A 21,603-nucleotide genomic window follows, 5' to 3' on the forward strand; every position below is an offset into this window, starting at 1 on the left:
TCGAGATTAATCCTTTGGGATTGTGGAAAGATATAAATTTCTCACAGAGCGCACTGAGCACACAGAGAAAAGAATTAACTCTCTGTAACCTCTCTCTGCTCTGTGAGAGATATTTTCTTTGCTTTTACAAAGACCCAAAGGAAAAGTGAGAGATTGGACAAAAGAAAATAATGTCTTAGTGGATAATTTCTTTTCCACTAAGACATTATTTCAATTGTCATTAAGCAAAACTTTTTATTGAAAGATTGAACTTGACAAGCCATTACAAGCTGTCCCTGCTGTTCCGGCGGAAAATGCAGAACCTCCATTGCCATAATAGTTCACTGTTCCAATATTTGTCCCGCTTGGAATTGTGCATTTTCCAACTATCGTTCCTAAACCCAAACCAACGCACGTACCACCTGCCGTATATGTCCCGCCACTCGTTGTACAATCAGTTTGACTTGCTGTGTTATTAAACAAATAATCGATGCATTTACTAGTAGTCCCATGCGAACTACAACTACCCGCACTAGTAACAGCTTGACTTGCCATCCCAATGTTGTAAGTTGTTGCAGTACCAGAATACAATACGACTTCGATGTAATAGGTAGTAGCTGCTGATAGACTAGTAAACTTCCCAGATTCAGCATTTGTTATAGTGCTAATGGCAGATGTGCTATAAGTAGATGTAGGGACGCTAAAAATATAGAAATCAATATCTCTTCCTGTATAACCCGATACGTTAATAATAGTATTAGTCGATAGAGTGGTAAATTTATACCAATGACTTCCACTCCTTCCGGTCGGATTAAGAGTCCGGCTGATTGAATTCGTAGCATTTACTGTAATCGTTGGAGTAGGAAAATAGGTAAGAGTACCAGTCGCAGTAGATGAACCTTTCGTCACAACCACATTTACAGTTTGATTTTCGGTAATGCTTGCAATCTCAGGCATTGTAAATGTAATCGAAGTGCTAGTTGCAGTAAGCACAGTGGCAGCAGTTCCACTGACTGTTACAACATTTTCAGTCAAAGTAGTAGAAAAACCACTTCCACTAATTCTTATTTCCGCCCCTGGAATATTCTGGCTATTTGAACTCGTTAATTTATTTAAAACACTTGTTACCGTCAATGAAGTCCCGGTTCCTGTCCCCGTTCCAGTGCCAGTCCCCGTACCAGTTCCTGTTCCAGTTGAGGAAGTAGACCTAGAGCTTGAACCACTGAGTAGAAGTGCTGCGATAGTAGGCGTGTTATCCGCTTTTTTTTCGGTTGGACAATTAGTTAGGGATAATACGAATAATCCCAAGATCGAAAGGTGTATTAATTTTTTCATAAAGATTCCTTTATTGTTTTTTATCTTAGAGGAATAATTTGAAATTGAATCAGCAAACAAATGCAAATGCAAATGCAAATGCAAATGCAAATGCAAATGCAAATGATCCTCGCGCGATATTTATAATTTTATAAATAAAATATCCTATTTCTGTCAATTTTTTTTAAGAGGTTTTACCAGAAAAATCTTTAGGATGTATCTTAATACTGTCAACTTAAGATTTTTTTACCACGAAGGGCAGGAAGATCACGAAGAGATTTTGTAATGAAATCCTGTCTTTTCTTCGCGTTCTTCCTGCTCGGAGTTTATACTGAGCATTGCCGAAGTATGGTTAAAAATCATAGCCTTAATAACTTAGCACAATTATCCCCACTTGGAAATATTATACACCTTAGTGCAGATTGCGTCGAATAGAACGCCTTCGCGGTGTAGGTAATCCTTGTAATCCGCTAAGTCAGATTCTCGTTTTTGTAGCTCGGGTGAAACGAGGCACAATTGAAATCCTGCTTCTTTTAATATCTGAAAGTTTTTATTATCAATGGGAAGCTTTGTAAAACAATCTACCCATACCCATTTTACTTTTCCTTTCATGCTGAGAATTGTATCGAGTCCTTCTAATTCGGAGAATCGAAGGGCAATGTTTTTCTCGCCTTCGTTTGAGAGAAGAAAGATCATAGGAAACGAAGAGTCTAACAAGAAGTATTCTTTCACATTGTATTTATGCACTAATTCCAAAACGCGATGCTCAATACGCTCTGATTTTATATTTAAGATCATGAGTCCATGGTGATAGTGCTTTAGATATTCTTCAAAGTCTTCGCCGTCTTTGAATGGATCGTGCTGCAGAATTAATCGCTCTCCTCTGTCTCGTAAGTCTAATTCCACGCCGTATTCTGTTGGAATTTTTTTTAGTTCTTCTACTGTGTTGATTCTATGAGCGATAAATTTCATACTAAATCCTTAACGTAATTCTTTCTTTAATTTAAAACTAAAATCTAAAGTTCTTTTAATGAACTTCCATTTTGAAGCGAGTCCTGTATTCCAACTAGATGCTCCATGAAGTCTTTCGGGGAAAACAACGGGAAACCGCAAAACCTGAAATCCACTTTTCTTAGCAGAATACAAAGCAAATAAATCTAAAGAAAAATCAAAAGGAGGATTCTTCCAGCTAGCAAATAGAGATTTGTGAAATATATTTGGTTGTGCATTGATATCCCAAAGGACTACTCCCATGTAAACGCTCTCAAAAAAAGACATTCCAACTGTAAAGAAATTATCAAAGATAGGTCTACCCTTTCGATTTCCTTTGATAAATAGATTCGTAGGATTTCCCGCTGACTCAATTAGGTCTAGCGCCTTGATTGGATCATACGGGTCTGTCTGCATGTCGGCGTGTGTCCAGCCTATGTAGTCTCCCTTCGCTTCTTTTAGTCCGGAGAGAATTCCAAATCCGTATCCTTGATTGACTTCCACAAGAACTGTGCGAGCAAAGGGATACTTTGGAATCAGCTCGTTTAACACCAACTGACTGTTATCCTTTGAGCCATTGTTTACAAGAATTACTTCTACATCATTTCTCTTGATGACCGATTGAAATTTTTCTAACACGAGTGGAATATTTTTTTCTTCATTATAACAGGGAACAACAATAGATAGCTTCATCTTACTTTACCTAGTTTTTTAATTATTTGAATACCCAAAACTTTTGACCTATGAAGTTGAGGATGGTAGAAGTTCCTGTGGCACATAAGAATGCAAATATTTTGTATTCGGGAGTAATGAGTATTACCCCGTGATTAACTGCTACATTCGCGCCGAGTGTAAGTGCATACAGAATAGAAAATTTTATTATCTCGGCAATGGAGGATTCTTTTTTTTGAAAGGTCAGATATTTATTTAAAATAAATGCAACAAAAGAGCCGAGCACAAACGATAAAGCCTTTGCATAATCATGCCCTAAGGAATTTACCAATAGAAAGTAAGAAATTAAATCCGTAAGAACTGCACTACAACCTGAAATTAAAAAAAATACTAACTCTCTTTTCATTGCCTCGGATATTTCTCTCTCATCTCATGCTAAATCCCGGGCTAGTAAACTGTCAAACTTTTTAACCAAATAGACATTGACTAATTTAAAACAGCGAATCTTCGCTCGTAGTTTGCTGCTTCTTCTAGCATACCTAAGTCGCGGTAGACTTTAGCTAGTAGTTTTAAGACTTGTTTTTGTTCTTTGAATTCATGGTCTAATGCATTTAGCTCATCTAAAGATTCGCGGTGTTTGCCGAGGCGACTGAGGCATAAAGCGCGATAGTATTTTACTAAGGCGTCACTTTGATTTGACTTTTCGATGATTTTCATGGCTTGCAAATAATTCTTCTTACGAATATTTTCTACAATGATTTCGCATTGGTTTGTTAGGTCTGGATATTTTTCTTCTGTTCTAGTTTCTGCTTCTTTTCCGATAAATTCAATTTTTACAATGGAAAAATCATCCGATAGTTCCCCATAATTTTGAAGAATAGCGGATATTCGTTGTAAATCTCCTTCTACTTCTTCTAACACTCTTAGGAAAAGTGTTTCGTCTTCATTGATAACTCTTACACCGTCTTCCTTACTTAAAACGAGATCATCTTTTCCATCAGATCCACAAAATAGCATATCACCTTTTAAAAGAACAAATTCTCTGATTTCCATATCATTTTCCGGCATACCAATCTTATGCGCTGAAATAGAATCTTCAATGAATTGCCCAATATTGTCTCGGTAGAGGATAACAAAAGGATGCTCCGCATTAATATAATTCATCACTCCCGTATCATTGTTTATGACTCCAATAACACAAGAAACTAGCATAGTTCCATCAAAGGCTTCCATCACTCTTTGAATCTCTGTAAATGTTTCTGCAAGCCAATCTTTAACAGAAATCGAAATGACTTTTCCGCGTGAAGCTGATCTTGCTAAAATGGAATTAATCATAGAGCCCATGACTAGCGCCCCGCCTGCTCCTTGCATAGATTTACCCATTGCATCCCCGTTAAAAAAGAAGGTATGAGATGTGCGATTAAAAAGTAAATCTCCAGAAATACAAAGATCTCCACCAATATGATGCTCTTTGTTTTTAAATTGAAATTTCTTTTTTTGATCTAACAAAAATTCGATAAAAACACTTTTACTCTTACTTCGATTCTGCATCAAAGGATTGGTAAGTAGAGAAGTTAAAAAATAATCTCCATCTTGTTGCATTTTAAGTTTTTGCACACTCGTGAGAGTCTCCTGCAATTCATTGGTTCTAATTGCAACTTTTTCTTCGAGCTGCTCATTGTATTCTTTGATCTGATCAAAGCTTTTCTTTAAATTGGAACTCATTTGGTTAAAGCTAATTGCTAGTTGCCCCAATTCATTTTGTTTATCTAGTTTAATATTTACATTCAAATTACCCTCAGCAATTTGTCTTGCCCCATCATTAAGAGTAATAATCGGAATCACAACTAATCTACGAATCAAATACCGAACTAAAAAACTAAACAATAAACCTGCTAAAAGAATAAACAAAAGCGTTTTTACAGCACCGCGTCGCAAAAGAACAATTTCGGAAATATCGCAATCAACTCCGATGACTCCAACAATTTTACCATCTTGTTTTAGAGGATAAAAGCCAGAACGGAAATTTCCATACTTATCTTGAAACTCGTCGGCAAATACTAACTTTTCTGTTTCGAATGCCTTGAGTGCTTCTTTCGGAGCGTCATCATAGATAAGAAAATATGTATCGGCTACTTTCTGTAATCCACTCGGTTCTCCCTTTCTTTGATTCTCTTCTACATGAGGAGAATAGGTAAAATTAAAACTATCTTCTTTTATAGGAGTAGCCACGACTCTTGGATCATCTCCCGACTCATAGGTAAAGCGAAACTTTTGATTTTTTTCATATAGCAAAACATATACATAGGCTAGATTGAATTTTTCTTGAATATTTTTAATCTTTTGCCATTTAGCAAAATACTCTTCAGTCAAATTAGATTTTTCATCCAAGGTTAATATATCGTTAGCCTCAATGATATTTTCTACTGCATAAATTCCATCCGCAATTTTATGCTCAACGGACTTCATCATATAGCTAGAATACTGAATATAAAAACTAATTCCTACAAATAGGGCAATCGACTGAGTCCCAAGAAAGAAAACTAAATTAATCTGTTTATTTACACTTTTACAATAACCTGCTATTATTCGCTTTAGCATAGATTATTCCACCGCCGGCATTTGTTGTGTAATGCAGTGGATACCACCGCCGCCTATGTTTACATTTTCGGGGTTAATCTGTATTATCTTTCGATCTGGAAATAGCTGGCTCAATATTCTAACTGCCGCTTGATCCTTTTTTTGGATTTGCTCGCTTCTACCTTCTTTCCAATACTTGGGAATTAAGACTGCCCCATTGGTTATGAGATAATTCATATAACTTGCTGCTAAAACGATTTTTATTTTTTCACCTGCAATTATTTTAGTTCCATCTTTAAATTCTAAGTCTTTTAAAAAATCATAGGTTCCATCGCCTGGACCAATCGTTTCAAATAATAATTCTGGCATTGGAAGTCGAATTATTTTGAAAGGTTTACCCTCTAAGTCAGTTTCTTTCGCCAATGTTTTATAGGCATTTTCTAAAACAGTTCTTCCAAGTTTAAGAATAGGATTTGTGTTTGCTTCTTCTTCAGAAATTTCTCCAAGAAGAATTGTATCTGTAGAGACGAATCTAACAAACTCATCAACATGTCCTCCAGTAGTAATGGGAGTGAAGTATCTGCCGGGTAACGTTCCAAGAGTTGAATGCTGATCTTCCGGGAGACCTTCCTTTATCCAAATAATTTTTTTTATATTTAAAACTCTTTTGTATTCAGCTTCTATTTGTTCTTTTGTTAAATTTGGATTTCTCTGGAAGGATACTGCTTCTGTAAGTAGCGCAATGCCGTTCCCATTTAATTCAACCCCTCCTCCTTCTGAGAAAAGATTTGCTTTGATTGTAGGTAAACCGAGATTATTCGCAATCACGCGATCTACCGTTTCATCGAAAGAATTTTCTTTCTGATAGCCCCAGAGATTAAAATTAAAATCGACAATGCGTCTTTCTTTTTTCCCATTTACTTGAAATATAGGTCCCATATCCCGCATCCAAATATCTTCATGAGGAGCTATATGAAAACGAACGTGAGAGAAAGGAATTTTCTTTGTATTGAAATTGGATATAATTTTGCTTTTTTCGTTTCCGTCTTGGACAATTAGATCAACTTTTATAAAACTAGCAAGTTCTCTCACGATACTTTCCGTTACATCACTTGCGTGTCGTCCTTTAATACTGTCAAATACAGGCCAGGCAAGCCAAACAGATTCTTGCTTCTCCCATTCAGCAGGTGTTCTAAATTCTTTTATATCCGGTATGCAATGAAATAAATTCAGAAGAACAAAGACTAGAAAAAAAAGAGAAACAAGTTTTGATATTTGCACAACCAAGGTTTCCATAGATGAGTTTACATTTACTATACTATATTTTTAATTTAGCATTCTTATTTGTCATTTTATTTTTTCTTTTATGTCAAAAAACTTAGGAGCACCCTAGATAAAACCTATGCTTATTGTTCAAAATAAATTCTACTCATATTATTTCACTGGTCAGTAAAAAGAGGAATTAAGAAGGTATTTATTATGTATAAATTAATATTAATTCTATTATTGGCTTTTCTAAATTCTTGTTCAAGCCCTTTGAATCCTTTTGCAAAGGAGAAGGAAGACAACTCGATGTTAATCGCAGCAGGAGCAATTGCGACTCAAAGCTCTCGCGGAGGCTCTGTAGCAACGCAAACCACTGTTGGTCTAACAACGGGAACGGTTGCTAGTATTGGCACTCCTTATGATTGGAATACGCAAGATTTAATCGGACCTACTGATCATTATACAAACTATGGCACGGCTCCTCAATTTGCATTGCATTCTAACACAGATGGAACGTTAGACATTGCGTGGCAGAATCAAGACGACAAAACAAAAGTTGTGATTACAAAATTAAATTCAGCATTTGCATCCGTCGGACATTTGCAAGTTACCTCTCTCGGTGCGTTAGGCGGCTACACAAAGGATGATACCGGAAATTCTTATATCATGACTGCAAAGACTACTGATATTGGTGATGCTCCTTCTCCTGATAATACAGCTAGAGCAGGAATTGTGGCACTTGCAAAAATTTCGTCTTCGAATTCCGTTTCATTTACAACGGATTTAAAAGCAAACCCAGCAAATAATACTTCTGGAATCGACTTGATTCATATTTTTAATCCGATGACAGCAGGCTCTTCTCGCATCCAATTTGGAAATGGAATCGTGCTTTCTTTCTTTGCAAAGAATACTGGATATGATTCCTCTATTAGCCGCAGACATCAAAACGCTGTGGTTACTACAGTGCAAACCGCAGATGGAGTCGAGATCAATGGAAAAAATGCCTATAGTCATTCCTTTGATCAAAGGATTATTTATGATGCGAGTAATAAACGTTTCGTTACCTTAGAATTGGGTGATGCATACGATAGAGCCATTGGTCTTAGCACCTACTCCGTCTCCGGAACAACAGGAACAAGAAAACCTTTTAAAGTTTTCTTAATCAAAGGCACTCTAGGACAAAACTACACATACACTCGATTAGGCGGAGTTGTGAATACTGCTAGCGGTTATTTAGTATTATTCTCTACAGAGAAAGAAACAACGGTTCCATCAGGACTAGGAATTTACCCAATGAACCTAGCGTTAGTAAGAATGACGAAGACACTTGCTGTAGCAGAAAGCTCGACTGGAAATGCAAATTATGATTCTACATTCAGTGGAGTGGATACGCAAGCAGTAACCTCTAATTCTAAATCTGTAACGAATAGAGGAATCAAATGGTTAACAAGTTACACTTCAATAGCCACTGGTTCTGCCGAAAGACCTAGAATAGTTCAATTGTCCGATGCTTCGATTATCGTGCTCTGGGAAGAATGGAAAGTAGCCTCTTCTTCTAGCTCTTATCTAACAACAAAGGCAATGCTCATTGATGCAGATGGCAATACTGTAAAAAGTGAAACTGATTTAGGGAAAGTCCATATTGGTAGAGGAGATGATATTATTCCTATTTGCTCAAGTGCTGGTTGTTTGGAAGCAGGTTGGGTAACAGGGGATAAGACCAATAAAACTCTAAAGCTTTATAAAGTGGATAAAAATTTAATTCTCACTACAACTGTTATCAAATAATAAAAAAAGGCACAGAATTTACTCTGTGCCTTTCCATTTTGACTATTGAATTTATTTACGCTTGTCTGGATTGGCTTTTCCACTTGTATGCTAAGAATAGACCAATGGTAAGTAGCAAGGTAACAAGTGCCATTTGGTATTGTCCAAGACCAACATGTCCAATGAATGCTAGGAGTTGACTATTCGGAGCATCAAGAGCTGTTTTATTTCCTGTAACAAATTTATAATAAACATTGGCGCTTGTAGCTGCATTTGGTTCATTGTACCAATCCGCATCGGAAGCACCGTTAGTCGCCATCCAATTGGCAAATCTCGGATAACCTGTATTCGCTGGATTACGAATGTCTTTTCCTTCTAAAGGCCATTTCCATAGACCGGGAACAATAACTACATATGGAAAGTTAGCTGCGTCTTTGTAAACTTCTGAGCCGTCTGCTTTTTTACAGAATCCGACTGGGTGAATTTCCCAGGTATTAAAACCACCGGCTGTAGTTGTTGCTTTACAACCTGGTCTTCCACCACCAGCATTTGCATAAGAGGTATCTGTATCCAATCTTGATCCATTTTCAACACGAATGTAAAGATCATAAGGAGCAAGTCCAATCACAGAACGAGCAACAGGAGTGGTGAAAACGATTTTAGTTTTTGCGAAAAATCCATTTACATATGTTAAATCGGTTGCTCTTGCATTCCATGATCCAGCCATAGTAGTTGTTGTATTTCCCAAGATTCTAAGTCCGTCTTCCAAATCTGTAACAGTTGGTGTATAAACATCAATACTGGTAGCCTGTGTTTTATCTTTTAATACTGCGGCTGATGCCTGTAATACGCCAGAGCCATTGTATACTTTTGATTCGTATGTAATATTAACAGTATTGGGCAATCTTTGGTAAACAGAAAGTTTGTTTCCTGCACCCGATGCCATCATCTGATAATTTCCTCTTACCTCTACAACTTTTCCCTCTGCGTTTTGATCTTCTTCAATGAAGTAAACGATTGTCACATCATTCAAGTCAGCATCCCCTAAGCTAGGAAATGTATCCTCGTAAGATATTGTATTGACTCCTTCAGTAGGAAATCTAACTTTCGCACTCTTAGTTGCATCGTTAGGATACGCATCTAAAGAATCAGGAACACCATCTCCATCTGCATCTACTACCGGTGTAGCTGCTGCAACAGTTGTGATTACAGAAGAAGTAACTCCAATTTTAATCTTAGTGAGCTTAATTAAAACTTCATTGGTTCCTTTCTTAATTACTACAATAGCAGGAGTTGCTGCTTGTCCATTGAAAGTAACATTTACAGATATGGAAGTTTCGACTGCGTTTACACTGAGACTTCCACGAACGAAACCGCTTACATCAGAGACCTGCAAGAATAGTCTATCGCTTTTTGAATCCTTAATCTCTACGACTGCACCTTTTACCGGCAAATCCGAATCATCTACTACTGTTGCATCTACGGAAACGCTGATGATAGTAGTTGCGGTTGTTTGTGTAATATAATCACCGCTTACTGTTACAGGCGCAGAATTGATAGATGCACTTGGAGTTGTTGTAGTCGGAGTGGATGTATTACCGGTGCTAGTAGCTGGACTGTTGGTCGCACTTGCATTACCATTACTGCTGACCGCATCACTTACAATTTGCTGTTGCAATTGCAGTGGAACTAATTGCTTCTTTTTATCCGAGCACTGTGTGCTGAATAAACTTAGAATGATTATAACTAAACCAATATTAAATTTCATAGATTCCTCCGTCTTTCTGTTAATTATGACGGGGATTTTAATTATAAAATTCCAACAATAGTTCTGATAAAAAAATTTGACTCAAAAAAAAATACAATAATTTGCAATGTCTTTGTTATATATAATTTTTAAAAGGTTAACTGATATCCTTGCGTAATTACATACAGGGAAATGCGAGTAAATCTAGTTAAAAAATTTCCTTTCGAAAAGGAAGACTAAGCTGAATCGTATAAACCGTATCTAGAATTTCTTCCTTTACAGTCCCACTTAGTAATTTTACTTTCTGACTGATACCAATATGTCCCATACCTGCATCGAGAGTAGAACTGTATTTAGAAAGTGATTTCATTTCTAATTGAATTTCTTTTAACTCTGTCAAATAAATCTTCCACTGACTATCTCCAAATCCATATTTCATGTCATTGTTCGATATCTCTTTACAACTGAAAAAAATAGATTTCTAAAAGCAATGCTACTTTCTTTAATAATATCAGAATCTGAATCCGAAATTTCAAAGATAAATCTACGGCTAATAGCTGTATACCGTCTAAGCAAAGTCATTTGTAGACCATTAATAAAATCAGCTTCCAATAATTGTTTATCTTCTAGCATTAGCATTCTATTTTTTATGCTAGAAAAAACTCTCTTTAGAACACTGGAAGCTTGATTCAATATATCAATCGGGATTTGATAAGTTTTCATTTGCTCAATTAGGATTCCAAGCTCAGTAACGTCGCCCTTAATATGGTCATGTATATCATAGAATAGATTTTCTCTTTCTTGAATTGTAAAAATTTGAGCTTCTAACTCCGCTATTTTTTTATCTTCTAAATAACTCTTTTTATACGCCTCATCTAATTTCTTAGTGCGCTCTTCTACTATATTTTCCAAACCTTCTTTAAGACTATTCAATTCAATATTACTGGCAAGCAGTGAATCAGACTTATCCGTTAACTCAAGAGCTAATTTTTCAGAAGTAACAAAGGCATTCGAGAAACGCATAGATAGGACAATTGCCTGTGAAAAAATGAAAGTTAAAAATCCATAACTTGCCATATGGTTTGTATGAATAAATCCCATGCTGTAAAGAATATCGCTCGCAATTGCACTAAAAAAAATCAGAGTGCCGATGATAAAAGTTAATGCACCCATGCGTTTATTTCTTACGGCTAATACCAATATAGCTTCAGTGTAAAGAATAGTTGTAAGCATACACAATTGAATTATTCTAAGTGTCCAGGAAGCGTAGACATAGGGACTAAAGAAAAAAGCGAGAAATGTCGCTGGAAGACATACAAATAAAATAGTATACGCAAATCTTTTAGAAAATTCTTTCGGGAAAAGATAATACACAAAAAGAACGAAGCTGGCTAATCCCAAGTATGCGGGAATATATTCAAATCTATAAACAAATAAAAAAGGAAGAAAAGGTAAAAAATCTAGTATAATTCTTTCCTCCATTGCCATGGTTCTGATTACGAGGAGAATACTGAGTATCCCGAAGAAGAATGGGGTCTTGTCTTTTGGTCTTAAAAAGAATAAAAATAAATGATACACTCCCATGATAAAGAGACTACCAACGGTTAGAAAAGTAATCTCAATTTTATTTTTTACTTTCTTCTCAATATCAGAGCTATATCCTAAAGACAATTTGTTCCATAGCCCCGCTGAAGGATGATAAAAATTAGAAATAAGAAATACAATTTCTAGTTCATTCGAATTTTCTTTTAATGGAAATGTCCCGTATCGCAAAAATGGAATCATGTCTTCTTTCGATTTTCCAATTTTACCAACAGAATAATGCAATACTCCGTTAACATATAAACTGTAAGCACTCGAAATATCTGTCATTGAAAAACTAAGTGGAGTTTTATCAGGAGGCATTAACACTTTCATACGATACATCGCATAACCTTCAGGCGGTAATGTTACACCATTTAGTTTATAATTTTGCCATTCAGATGGAACAGAGATATAGTTTAATTTTGTGGAATCATAGTTTTTGAAAAATTCTCTTTGCTGTTTGGAATCCTCAATGAGTTCATTCCAATAAAATTCCCAATCACCAACAAATTCAATGACTCCTGATCTTTCAGAAGAATTAAAATTCCAATCGCGTAAATCGATCACTCCATTTACAACTGTGGGGATAACTTTATTATTCCGGTTGAATTCGCAATTAGATAGAGAAATAAAAATTACAAGGAAGACAATCCACTTCTTGTAAAGTCGCCCTTCGAGAACCTCAGGGTGACAATCGTGAAAAAAGGCAATTCTATAAAACCTCTCGCAAAGGATTTTGGAGAGGAAAGTAAAAATGTATTTAGCCTTTTAAATCCACTTTAGGGAGTGACTTGGAGAGAGATTTGTAAATTTCTTCAGCTATGCCAAGAGATTCAGTTTTGGAAATATTTTTTGCGTATTCATCATAGAGCATATCATCAAAGATTTCTTCTGCGTGACCACCATCAATGAGACCTGACTTCTCAACGGACTTTTTCATTTGGGATAACATCATTTTGACGAAGATGGATTCAAATTCTACACTTGCATCGAATAATTTTTTGCGGTAAGGATCTGCGGCTACTTCTGCTTTGATGTTTTGAGGCAAACGAATAGAAGACGTTGATACTCTTCCCTGAATGGATTCATTTACTTCTTTTTGGAGTGCTTCTTCAAAAGTGGAATTTGACTTGCTACTCTTTAAAGAATCATTCATCCTTTGGATATTCTGAATAGAATTTTCCCCTAAGTTTAAACGATTTAAGTTGATAGCATTTTGAATTTCACTCATTGCACAATTACCTCAGCATGAAGGGCACCTGCTTTTTTCATCCCTTCTAAAATGGCTATAATGTCTTTCGTAGAAGCCCCGATTTTATTCAGCGCGTCCACTATATCAGAAACTTTGGTTCCTTCCTGAATGACAGAAATCAGCTCAACTTTAGTATCGTCAGAATCCTTTTTTTTGTTAGAAATAATTACATTTATTCCCTGTTTTGAGATAGCAACCTCGTCCACTGTGACGTTTGCTCCCATCACAATCGTTCCCGTTCGCTCATTTATGACAACTTTTGCCTTTCCATCTGGAGTTACCTGTAGGTTTTCGATGGAAGCAAGAACTGTCAAAGTTTCATCCGATTTTGGAAAGGAAACTTCTATCTCAGTCGGCGATACAGCAATTGCATCGATTTTTAACTTTTCTTTGATTTGTTTTCTGACTGCATCTAAGGTTGCAAAATCTTGGTTTTCAAGAATAATTCTGTATTTTAAATCCTTAATCTCGTTGCTATCTTCTTTGTTATCCTTTATACCATTCTGGAAAAAGTCAGACTTCATTTCTTTTTCTACAATCGCTCCGGCAACTATCGTTCCAACTGTCTTCGGAGAATTCTTAGTGTGACTTGAGCCTGTGAAAACATTGGCAGTATTTCCATATAAGTAAGACGTAGCATTGTAAGGCTGCGATGAACGGTTGTTATCCTTTCCACCAAAGGAAAGAACCCCACTGGCAACGGCTACTACCTCGTTATTCGCTCCCTTGAGTGGAGATTGAATCAAGACTCCGCCTTCTAAAGACCTCGCATCTCCAATCGAAGCCACGGTAACATCAATCTTATCCCCTACTCTTGCATGAGAAGGAATGGTAGCCGTGATTAGAACGGAGGCAATGTTACGGGTAATGTTTGCACCCTTCGCATTTCCAAGTCCCTGGTTCTTTAGATAATTTTTCATCGCCTCATTGGTAACAGCACTCTTAGTGTCCCCTGTTCCCGAAAGACCGGTTACTATCCCGTAACCTGTAATCTGATTATCCCTTAGCCCCTGAATACGGGAGATGTCTTTAAGTTTGACTTCGACTGAAAAAAGAGAGGAAAAGATTACCACCGATGAACACAGATAAACACCGATGAATGCCGATGGTTTGATTACAGTCATTTCGAACTGTTTTGCAATTTGGTTTCTTGTATTAAGGAAAGACAGTGAGAAATCTATCTTGCTTAGAACGATTCGGACAATTCGAACGAATCGCTTTAAGGCAGATAGACCTCTCACACTGGAAGTATATAAGGCTTTGCCGCTTCTACTTAGTGTGGTTCGAGGTGACAGGGGTAGTTTCATTGGCTTTCTCCGAGTAGGCGCTTCATGTTTTTTAGGATGATAGCTTGTTTTTCGTCGTTGGATAGCTCTGCTTTTTGAATGGTCTCTGTTCCGTTGGCGTTTTTCTTGGTCTTTAATTTGATATCAGGATCAGAAAGATTTTCCTTGGTTGGAGCAGTGGAGTATTCAATCTTGAGATTGGCAACCATATCACTCATTACTGTCTTGTCGTCTCTTACGTCTAACGGTGAAATTTGACCGGAGAGTTTTAAGCTATTTTTTGCATTATCAAATCCAACATCACGTGTGCCGGCTAATGTGAGTAAACCGGTAGTAGGATCTACGGCAGTTACTAAGACTGACATAGAGCCTATGATCTTTGCAGTAGATTTGGATTTTCCATTTTGTCTATGAGCTACACTTCTGTCGGCAGTAAATCCTCTCATCTCATCTACAATTTTTTTGTCAGGGTGAGAGCGGATAACAAAAGAATCATCCTTGGCACCTTCATAGACGTAATCGCCTTTCATTCCATCTTTAATCATAACGCGGATAATAGAGCCTAACCGTATGTCCTGCCCATTTGCATAGGGATTGCGATCCACCCATAGCGATTGTGCCTCTAAAGAAATAAAAGAAATATATACTATTAAACTTATTAAATTTTTCATTCGATTACTACTACTCCTTTGTCCATCGCTCTGCCGGTTAATAGGTGGTTAGACGAAAGACTGACTACTTTGACTGCCTCGCCTTCGTTGGCGGAATTTTTAGCGATACCTTTGCCTCTTACAAATAATGCGCCTTTCATATAGACTACATCTACTTCAGTGCCCTTCTCTACTAAATGAATTTCTCGAATTTGCTTTTTTCGAATAACAGATCCTTCCGTAATTGCGACTATTGCTGTGTATCCGCTGATGTCAGAGTGAAATCCATCTGCAATTGCATCCGCCGAAAAAAAAGTCTTTAGAGTAAAATCATTCTTAGTCAATTTAGCATTGCGTGAAATATTCTTAGTAGCAACAACGGTAGTCAATTGTGTCTCCACTAGAAATTTTAATTTCTTAGAATACACTTTATCTTTCTCTACATAAAAATCCAGTGAAAATATTTTTTGTCCGGGAGTAACTTTCTTTGGGATATTATTCCATTTTAAGGTTACACCCGCTGCGGGAAGATTTTCTTCCTCTCCAAGATAACGAATCTTAGCCTCTGCATCCGTGACACCTAACTTAGAATAGAATTCTTTTTCTAAAGAGTCAAGGATTTCTTCTCTTGAATATTTTTTATTGAGTGGAATTAGAATGCATTCCTTTCCGTAAAAAGTCAATTCACGGGCATCAGGCAATAGAGATTGTAAATCTTCTAACGAAAGAATCTTTAGCTCTTCTAAGTTTTCAAAGACTACTCTGTCTTTTACATCTTTATGAAGTCTCGCTATATCGCTTAACTTCACAGTTGACTTTTCTAAAATAACTCGGGGCTTTAAATATACAGAATTAGCAGAAAGGACTTGGAAGGTGAAGAGGAAACTGAAAAAGAACGATTTGTATCGCCTGTCATTTCGAACATCACTTAGCGACTGATTTGTAGCTAAGCGAACGGACGGATGGAGAAATCTATCTAGCAATAAAACAATAGCATTAAGCAAGATAGACCTCTCACGATAAAGCAGTTCGAGGTGACAGTAAAAATAAAATTATACATAGAACTCACCTAAACTGGACATATGCGGCTAATATCTATTATCTCTTAAGCGATATAGCAGTTGATAGCATACTATCAGAAGTCTGGATTGCTTTGGAGTTAGATTCGTATGCTCTTTGTGCAACGATCATAGCAACCATTTCTTCTACAATCTTAACGTTACTCATTTCTAAAAAGCCCTGTAGAATATCACCCATTCCTTCTGTTCCGGGAGCACCAGCAATTTCAGGACCGGAGGCAACTGTTTCTTTGAAAAGGTTTTTACCAATTGCCTGTAAGCCCGCAGGATTTACAAAGCGGTAAAGCTCTATTTGCCCCACAACGGTCGGACGAATATCATTTCCGATTTTGACTGTGACTTCTCCGCCTTCTGCGACTTGGAGAGTATTTAGAATTGCGTTTTCAGGTAATACAATTGGAGGCTCGAATAAATAGCCATTAGAGGTAACTACTTGTTGGTTGGAGTCAATTTTAAAAGATCCGTCTCTAGTATAAGAAAAGGTTCCATCTGGCATTTGGATTTTGAAAAATCCCATTTCACCGGTGATTGCCATATCTAGTTTATTTCCAGTTGATTGGAAAGACCCGATTTCGAATAATTTCTGAGAAGCTGCTGCGCGAACTCCATGCCCGACGTTAACGCCAGTAGGAATTTCACTCACTGCTGTTGCGGGAGTTCCCGCCAATACCTGGTGTTGATACACTAAGTCTTCAAAGTCTGCACGATTTTTCTTGAAGCCAGTTGTGTTTACGTTAGCTAAATTGTTAGAAATTGTGTCTATATGAAATTGTTGGGCATTCATCCCTGTTGCGGCTGTCCACAAAGAACGCATCATAAAAAATTACCTCTTTTTCTTTACTGTCGGCGATTTAGAAAAAAACCGTAGAACTATTTTTATGGTGGGAGAAAGATTTGCCACAGAGTCGCAGAGACACGGAGGGAGGGATTTGTCAATGCTCAATGATGTCAACTTCAGAAAATTAAATGGTAAGATAGGCATCCCTGCCTGTCCATGAAACAGGCAGGGATGCCTGTTCTCCTAGTTATGTGAATGGAAAGTAGAAACGGACATAGGTCGGAAAACAGAAACGGACATGTTTTTGGAGGCAGAATGGTAGATAGACTAAATTATTTCTAGAAGTAATTTAGAATGAAATGGTTAAAAGACAGATGTTTAGTAAGATTCAGAAATTACGAATGCAGGGATTTTCAATGGAGGCAATTGCCCTAGAATTGGGAATAAATCGAAAGACGGTCTCGAATTACGTTCAGATGAGCCCAGAGGAATATATTGCCTATGAAATGGAATCTAGAAGTCGGAAGCGAATTCCGAGTGAATATAAAGAGAAGATAATAGAGATATACCGCAATAACGGATTTAAGCGCCTCAACATGACTGGGGTATACGATTACCTCGAAGAGATTGTTGGTAAATTGGCATTTACCGATCGAACGTTACGAAATTACATCAATTCATTAATTCAGAATGGCGAATTAAAAATTTCCGAGACAATAAGGATGTATGAAAAAGTTGCACCTTTACCGTTTGGAAAACAGATACAGATGGATTTTGGTCAATACAAATTTAAATCAGGTTTAAAAGTATATATATTTGCCACACTATTATCTGCAAGTAGGTATAAATATGTTTCATTTCAAGACAGACCATTTCGTGGAAAAGATATAATCGATCATCTAATTAATTGTTTTGAATACTTTGGAGGTCAACCAGAAGAGTTAGTAATCGATCAAGATGCTGCGTTAGTTGCATCTGAAAATCATGGAGACATTCTATATACAAAAGAATTTTCTCATTTCATAGAAGAAATGAATTTGAAGATGTATGTATGTCGGAAAGCAGATCCAGAATCAAAAGGGAAGGTCGAGAATTTAGTTGGCTATGTGAAGCACAATTTTCTGGATATTCGAGATTATTCGGAGATAGAAGAATTATGTAAGAGCGGATTATTATGGTTAGACCGAAGAGCAAATGGAAGTATCTCCGCAGCAACGGGCTTAATTCCAGCCGATGTCATTACTGAAGAAAGAAAGTTTTTACATCCAATTCGAAATTCTATTTTTAAGATTAATTCGATTGTTAAGGATGAAAGAATTGTAAGTCAGCAGAGTTTTATTTCTTATCAAAATTCTTTGTATTCAGTTCCTACTGGGTACCGGAATCAGAAAGTAGAAGTAGCGGTAATTCTAGATATTCTCTACATCTACTCACTTGACAACGTATTATTAGCCGAACACGAAATAACCAGTATTTACAGGGAAAAAGTCATTAAAAGAGAACATTTTAGAGAGAAAGAGAAAAAGCTTTCTGATTTAAAAGAGGATATTCCCAGACTGTTTGCATTACCTTTATGGAAAGAATTTGTGCTTATGAATTTCAGAACGTTTCCACGTTATACGCGAGATCAATGCATATTGGCAAAGAAATATTTCAATAAGGATACGAATGAAAATTTATTATTGCAAGCCTTGCTCTTTTGCAATGAAAACAAAACTTTTTCTTTTAAGAATCTATTTGACTCCTACAATTATTTTTTCAATGAAGATAAAGCAGATCAGGTAGGAACAAAAAAAGAAGTTAAGTCATTTGAAAATAAAACGCTAAAGATAGATGTAAGTTTGAGAGAATTACAAGAATATACCTCTCACATTCTAGGAGAGGCGGTATGAAAATAAATAAAGAAGTTAATGAAATCACAACCGCTTTAGGATTAAATGGAATGAGAGAAAACTTGGATAAAATTATTCAAGAAGCAGAATCTAAAAAAAGTTCCTATCTTACATTTCTACTATCGCTTTTGGAGTCGGAAGTAAAAGACAGAACAAAAAAAAGACTGCGTCGAAATTTTACAGCAGCTCACTTTCCGATTGAGAAACAATTTGAAACTTTTGAATTCAATCGAATAAAAGGAATTTCTAAGATAGAGATTAACAATCTTTTAGATTGTGGATGGCTTGATAGAAAACAAAATATTCTTTTATTCGGTCCTCCTGGAATTGGAAAAACTCATATCGGTATCGCACTTGGATTCGTTGCTCTGAATAAAGGATACACTGTTTGCTTTGAGCGGGTAACGAGTCTTATGCACCTATTCAAAGTTTCTTCCATTCAAAAGCAAGCAGAACATAGAATTAAAAAAATCATGAAAGCAAATCTTATCATCATTGATGAAATCGGATACACCCCCATTGATAAAAAAGAAGCAAATCTCTTCTTTAATCTCATCTCAGAAGTCTATGAAAAATCTTCTATAATTCTCACCTCAAACAAGTCATTCGAAAACTGGGCGGAAATGCTTGGTGACACGACAATGACCGCAGCTTTACTTGATAGACTTTTACACCATGCGAAAATATTTAACTTACAAGGGATTCTTATCGCCTAAATAACAAAAATTTAAATAAGGAGGTCAATACTATTTCTTAAAATCTTCCCACCTTTTCTTTCCAACGAATGTCCGTTTCTGTTTTCCGAGCAATGGGTAATTCTACTTTCCATTCACAAGTTATTGTAAAACATTCAGTGCTTATGACAGCATTGAGTGCCTCTACCTAGGTTGAAGTTTTTTTAACACAAAGGGCACAAGGGTTTTCACAAAGAGCACAATGTTTACAATTTTTCTTTGTGATCCTTGTGTGTTTTTTAACTTAGTGTTCCTTGTGGTTAATTCTTTAATGAAAGAGAAAATCGATCAGAGTCTTAAATCTTATGACTTCTTGCTTAGACTCTATCCCTACTAAGATGTTAGATGCTCTATACTTGTCGATATACCAAGAATACTAAGTGGAATACTGTTAAGGATATTATCAAAGATACTCAATTTTCATTTTTCAGTATGTTTGATAGTATCATTGAGAGTATGTTTGATAGTATCTTTGAGCTATAGGATGCTTATAGGAATGTAAGGATTGGTGTTTTGTCTTGGGAATAAAAAGAGGTTTTTTACTAAAACTCTTCGTGCACTTCGTGTCCTTCGTGGTAAAATATCTTTTACCGAATGATGTTAAGCGATAATTGTTTTATAGAAAAAATATTTTCTCTAATCGAATCTTTAATTCTGTTTTTGTTTGGTTGAATAAATCCAAAAGAGGTAGGTTCTCATCTAGAGCTTTCATGAATACTTCTCTATTGATAATCGGGAGTTGAAATACTTTGATTAAAATCTTCGCGTCATTTGCAAATCTATCCGGAATCGTAAATTGACTTATAGACTCCGTGTAATTAGAAATTGTATTGGGGTAAAAGAGTATTATCTCCTGAATTTTAAATCGGATTGCATACGAGATCATTTGATACAAATCAGATTGGGAAACTCCCTTCTTGGGATTACTCTCTTCTGAAAAAATTATTTTATACTTTGTATCAGCTAGAATTTCTCTAGAGCCAATTTGTAGATGAATGTCGGGCTTAAGAGTAAAGGCATTCTCTTCATCTAAATATACAGAGGATATTTGCGATTTTGCGGTAATGCCTTTTATTTCTTTGTCTATAAAACCAAATACGAAATCTTCAAAGATAGATTCCATCGGCAATAAAAATGCAAATAGTTTTAGATTATTTTTATAATTAAAAGAAATACTATGATTCAAAAATAGATAACAATAATCCCTTACCGTTTCAAATTCTCCAAACATGGGATTGAATTTTACTTGCAGACAATCTTCTCGAGTGACAGCCACATCTTTTACTTCTTCTAAGATAAACAAAATCTCTCGCAGAAACTTCTTATTATCCGAATTTTCTGTAACATTCAAAAGTAGCTTTGCGACATACTTGATAATCCGATTAAACAAGTTATCAAATACAAAAGCATCGAAGGTGCAATTTAATTTATGCCAATTCCCCCGCGCAATATTTTCGTGGAGGTATTCATTTGTATTTAAACGACCTTTTATAAAGGGAAGCTCCTGGTTGATTTCCTCGTATTGTTGATAAACAGAATTTGACAAAAGCTCTCTTGTATACTTGGAAAATAAATAAATTAGGATTTCAAAGAAGTCACTCTTTTTTCCACCTAGAGAAGTTTGATAGTTTGGAAATTTAATCTTTCTACAGTAAGACAGCCACCATAGAATATGACTCTGCATTGCATTTATGTCATTTTCTGAATACTCACGATTATCCTCATAAAATATTTTTGGAAGTAGATTTATCTTTTCTCCCTCAAAATGAATTACACCTATATATTTATTGGATTTTATATGATTGGTTTTGCGTAAGAATTGAAGAAAGGGTTGAGCTTCTTGTTTAGAAGGTTCAGTGTCCGAATAAAAAGAATTCTTTTCTCTCCTACTCCAAATCACATCTAGAAATATTTCTAAATCAGTAAAAGAGCCATCAAAGGTTTCTTTGTTTTGGTATTCGAAGAGGTTTATCATGATTAACCTTCTATTTCTAAAGGCCAAATATCTTTCTTAACAACTAAGCCAGCTTTTG

17 protein-coding genes and 1 pseudogene are annotated in these 21,603 nt (G+C 36.1%); 3 read left to right on the forward strand and 15 right to left on the reverse strand.

Annotation, left to right across the window (positions count from 1 at the left end):
• Positions 1–234: 234 nt before the first annotated feature.
• From IPH52_16385 to IPH52_16410, 6 genes are all read right to left on the reverse strand, one after another.
• Complete coding sequence (locus IPH52_16385; protein ID MBK7056588.1) at positions 235–1,314, reverse strand: hypothetical protein; 1,080 nt, start codon at positions 1,312–1,314, stop codon at positions 235–237.
• Positions 1,315–1,677: 363 nt separating this feature from the next.
• On the reverse strand, positions 1,678–2,265 hold the full coding sequence (locus IPH52_16390) for a hypothetical protein (GenBank protein ID MBK7056589.1): 588 nt from the start codon (positions 2,263–2,265) through the stop codon (positions 1,678–1,680).
• Positions 2,266–2,274: 9 nt separating this feature from the next.
• Positions 2,275–2,976 carry a glycosyltransferase family 2 protein gene (locus tag IPH52_16395; protein MBK7056590.1) on the reverse strand — a complete coding sequence of 234 codons (702 nt, stop codon included), beginning with the start codon at positions 2,974–2,976 and terminating at the stop codon, positions 2,275–2,277.
• Between the two features lie 22 nt (positions 2,977–2,998).
• On the reverse strand, positions 2,999–3,361 hold the full coding sequence (locus IPH52_16400) for a GtrA family protein (GenBank protein ID MBK7056591.1): 363 nt from the start codon (positions 3,359–3,361) through the stop codon (positions 2,999–3,001).
• Between the two features lie 80 nt (positions 3,362–3,441).
• Positions 3,442–5,556, reverse strand: a complete 2,115-nt coding sequence (locus tag IPH52_16405; protein MBK7056592.1) for a SpoIIE family protein phosphatase — start codon at positions 5,554–5,556, stop codon at positions 3,442–3,444.
• Positions 5,557–5,559: 3 nt separating this feature from the next.
• Positions 5,560–6,831, reverse strand: a complete 1,272-nt coding sequence (locus IPH52_16410; GenBank protein ID MBK7056593.1) for an agmatine deiminase family protein — start codon at positions 6,829–6,831, stop codon at positions 5,560–5,562.
• Positions 6,832–7,014: 183 nt separating this feature from the next.
• Here IPH52_16410 and IPH52_16415 point away from each other — a divergent pair, with 183 nt between their 5' ends.
• Complete coding sequence (locus IPH52_16415) at positions 7,015–8,589, forward strand: hypothetical protein (GenBank protein MBK7056594.1); 1,575 nt, start codon at positions 7,015–7,017, stop codon at positions 8,587–8,589.
• A gap of 55 nt (positions 8,590–8,644) precedes the next feature.
• Here the strand turns inward: IPH52_16415 and IPH52_16420 are convergent, their stop codons facing one another.
• From IPH52_16420 to flgG, 8 genes are all read right to left on the reverse strand, one after another.
• Positions 8,645–10,336, reverse strand: a complete 1,692-nt coding sequence (locus IPH52_16420) for an LruC domain-containing protein (protein MBK7056595.1) — start codon at positions 10,334–10,336, stop codon at positions 8,645–8,647.
• A 187-nt stretch (positions 10,337–10,523) separates the two neighbouring features.
• Positions 10,524–10,754: a hypothetical protein gene (locus IPH52_16425; protein MBK7056596.1), complete on the reverse strand. Its 231-nt coding sequence runs from the start codon at positions 10,752–10,754 to the stop codon at positions 10,524–10,526.
• On the reverse strand, positions 10,751–12,466 hold the full coding sequence (locus tag IPH52_16430) for a 7TM-DISM domain-containing protein (GenBank protein MBK7056597.1): 1,716 nt from the start codon (positions 12,464–12,466) through the stop codon (positions 10,751–10,753). The genes IPH52_16425 and IPH52_16430 overlap by 4 nt, the downstream gene beginning before the upstream one ends.
• 193 nt (positions 12,467–12,659) lie before the next feature.
• Positions 12,660–13,130: a rod-binding protein gene (locus IPH52_16435; GenBank protein MBK7056598.1), complete on the reverse strand. Its 471-nt coding sequence runs from the start codon at positions 13,128–13,130 to the stop codon at positions 12,660–12,662.
• A complete protein-coding gene (locus IPH52_16440; GenBank protein MBK7056599.1) occupies positions 13,127–14,275 on the reverse strand; it encodes a flagellar basal body P-ring protein FlgI in 1,149 nt (382 codons plus the stop codon). The genes IPH52_16435 and IPH52_16440 overlap by 4 nt, the downstream gene beginning before the upstream one ends.
• Positions 14,276–14,454: 179 nt before the next feature.
• Positions 14,455–15,108 (reverse strand): flagellar basal body L-ring protein FlgH, encoded by a 654-nt coding sequence (locus IPH52_16445; GenBank protein MBK7056600.1) that lies wholly within the window; start codon positions 15,106–15,108, stop codon positions 14,455–14,457.
• A complete protein-coding gene (gene flgA, locus IPH52_16450) occupies positions 15,105–15,896 on the reverse strand; it encodes a flagellar basal body P-ring formation protein FlgA (protein ID MBK7056601.1) in 792 nt (263 codons plus the stop codon). Before flgA ends, IPH52_16445 begins: the two co-directional genes overlap by 4 nt.
• A gap of 289 nt (positions 15,897–16,185) precedes the next feature.
• The gene (flgG, locus tag IPH52_16455) at positions 16,186–16,980 is read right to left on the reverse strand and encodes a flagellar basal-body rod protein FlgG (GenBank protein ID MBK7056602.1); all 795 of its coding nucleotides are present in this window, start codon (positions 16,978–16,980) and stop codon (positions 16,186–16,188) included.
• A gap of 323 nt (positions 16,981–17,303) precedes the next feature.
• Here flgG and IPH52_16460 point away from each other — a divergent pair, with 323 nt between their 5' ends.
• Together IPH52_16460 and IPH52_16465 are read left to right on the forward strand one after the other, a co-directional pair.
• Entirely contained in the window at positions 17,304–18,836 is a 1,533-nt protein-coding gene (locus tag IPH52_16460) for a transposase (protein ID MBK7056603.1), read from the forward strand.
• A pseudogene (locus IPH52_16465) lies at positions 18,833–19,593 on the forward strand (ATP-binding protein). The gene IPH52_16460 and the pseudogene IPH52_16465 overlap by 4 nt, the downstream one beginning before the upstream one ends.
• Before the next feature lie 593 nt (positions 19,594–20,186).
• Here IPH52_16465 and IPH52_16470 read toward each other — a convergent pair.
• Complete coding sequence (locus IPH52_16470; protein MBK7056604.1) at positions 20,187–21,545, reverse strand: hypothetical protein; 1,359 nt, start codon at positions 21,543–21,545, stop codon at positions 20,187–20,189.
• Between the last annotated feature and the right edge of the window lie 58 nt (positions 21,546–21,603).

It is taken from the genome of Leptospiraceae bacterium (assembly GCA_016708435.1).
Lineage (GTDB): Bacteria > Spirochaetota > Leptospiria > Leptospirales > Leptospiraceae > UBA2033.

Excerpts from the sequence above, each read along its gene's own strand:
- IPH52_16385 (MBK7056588.1), bottom strand. The coding sequence starts at position 1,314 with ATGAAAAAATTAATACACCTTTCGATCTTGGGATTATTCGTATTATCC.
- IPH52_16390 (MBK7056589.1), bottom strand. The coding sequence starts at position 2,265 with ATGAAATTTATCGCTCATAGAATCAACACAGTAGAAGAACTAAAAAAA.
- IPH52_16395 (MBK7056590.1), bottom strand. The coding sequence starts at position 2,976 with ATGAAGCTATCTATTGTTGTTCCCTGTTATAATGAAGAAAAAAATATT.
- IPH52_16400 (MBK7056591.1), bottom strand. The coding sequence starts at position 3,361 with ATGAAAAGAGAGTTAGTATTTTTTTTAATTTCAGGTTGTAGTGCAGTT.
- IPH52_16405 (MBK7056592.1), bottom strand. The coding sequence starts at position 5,556 with ATGCTAAAGCGAATAATAGCAGGTTATTGTAAAAGTGTAAATAAACAG.
- IPH52_16410 (MBK7056593.1), bottom strand. The coding sequence starts at position 6,831 with ATGGAAACCTTGGTTGTGCAAATATCAAAACTTGTTTCTCTTTTTTTT.
- IPH52_16415 (MBK7056594.1), top strand. The coding sequence starts at position 7,015 with ATGTATAAATTAATATTAATTCTATTATTGGCTTTTCTAAATTCTTGT.
- IPH52_16420 (MBK7056595.1), bottom strand. The coding sequence starts at position 10,336 with ATGAAATTTAATATTGGTTTAGTTATAATCATTCTAAGTTTATTCAGC.
- IPH52_16425 (MBK7056596.1), bottom strand. The coding sequence starts at position 10,754 with ATGAAATATGGATTTGGAGATAGTCAGTGGAAGATTTATTTGACAGAG.
- IPH52_16435 (MBK7056598.1), bottom strand. The coding sequence starts at position 13,130 with ATGAGTGAAATTCAAAATGCTATCAACTTAAATCGTTTAAACTTAGGG.
- IPH52_16440 (MBK7056599.1), bottom strand. The coding sequence starts at position 14,275 with ATGACTGTAATCAAACCATCGGCATTCATCGGTGTTTATCTGTGTTCA.
- IPH52_16445 (MBK7056600.1), bottom strand. The coding sequence starts at position 15,108 with ATGAAAAATTTAATAAGTTTAATAGTATATATTTCTTTTATTTCTTTA.
- flgG (MBK7056602.1), bottom strand. The coding sequence starts at position 16,980 with ATGCGTTCTTTGTGGACAGCCGCAACAGGGATGAATGCCCAACAATTT.
- IPH52_16460 (MBK7056603.1), top strand. The coding sequence starts at position 17,304 with ATGGTTAAAAGACAGATGTTTAGTAAGATTCAGAAATTACGAATGCAG.
- IPH52_16470 (MBK7056604.1), bottom strand. The coding sequence starts at position 21,545 with ATGATAAACCTCTTCGAATACCAAAACAAAGAAACCTTTGATGGCTCT.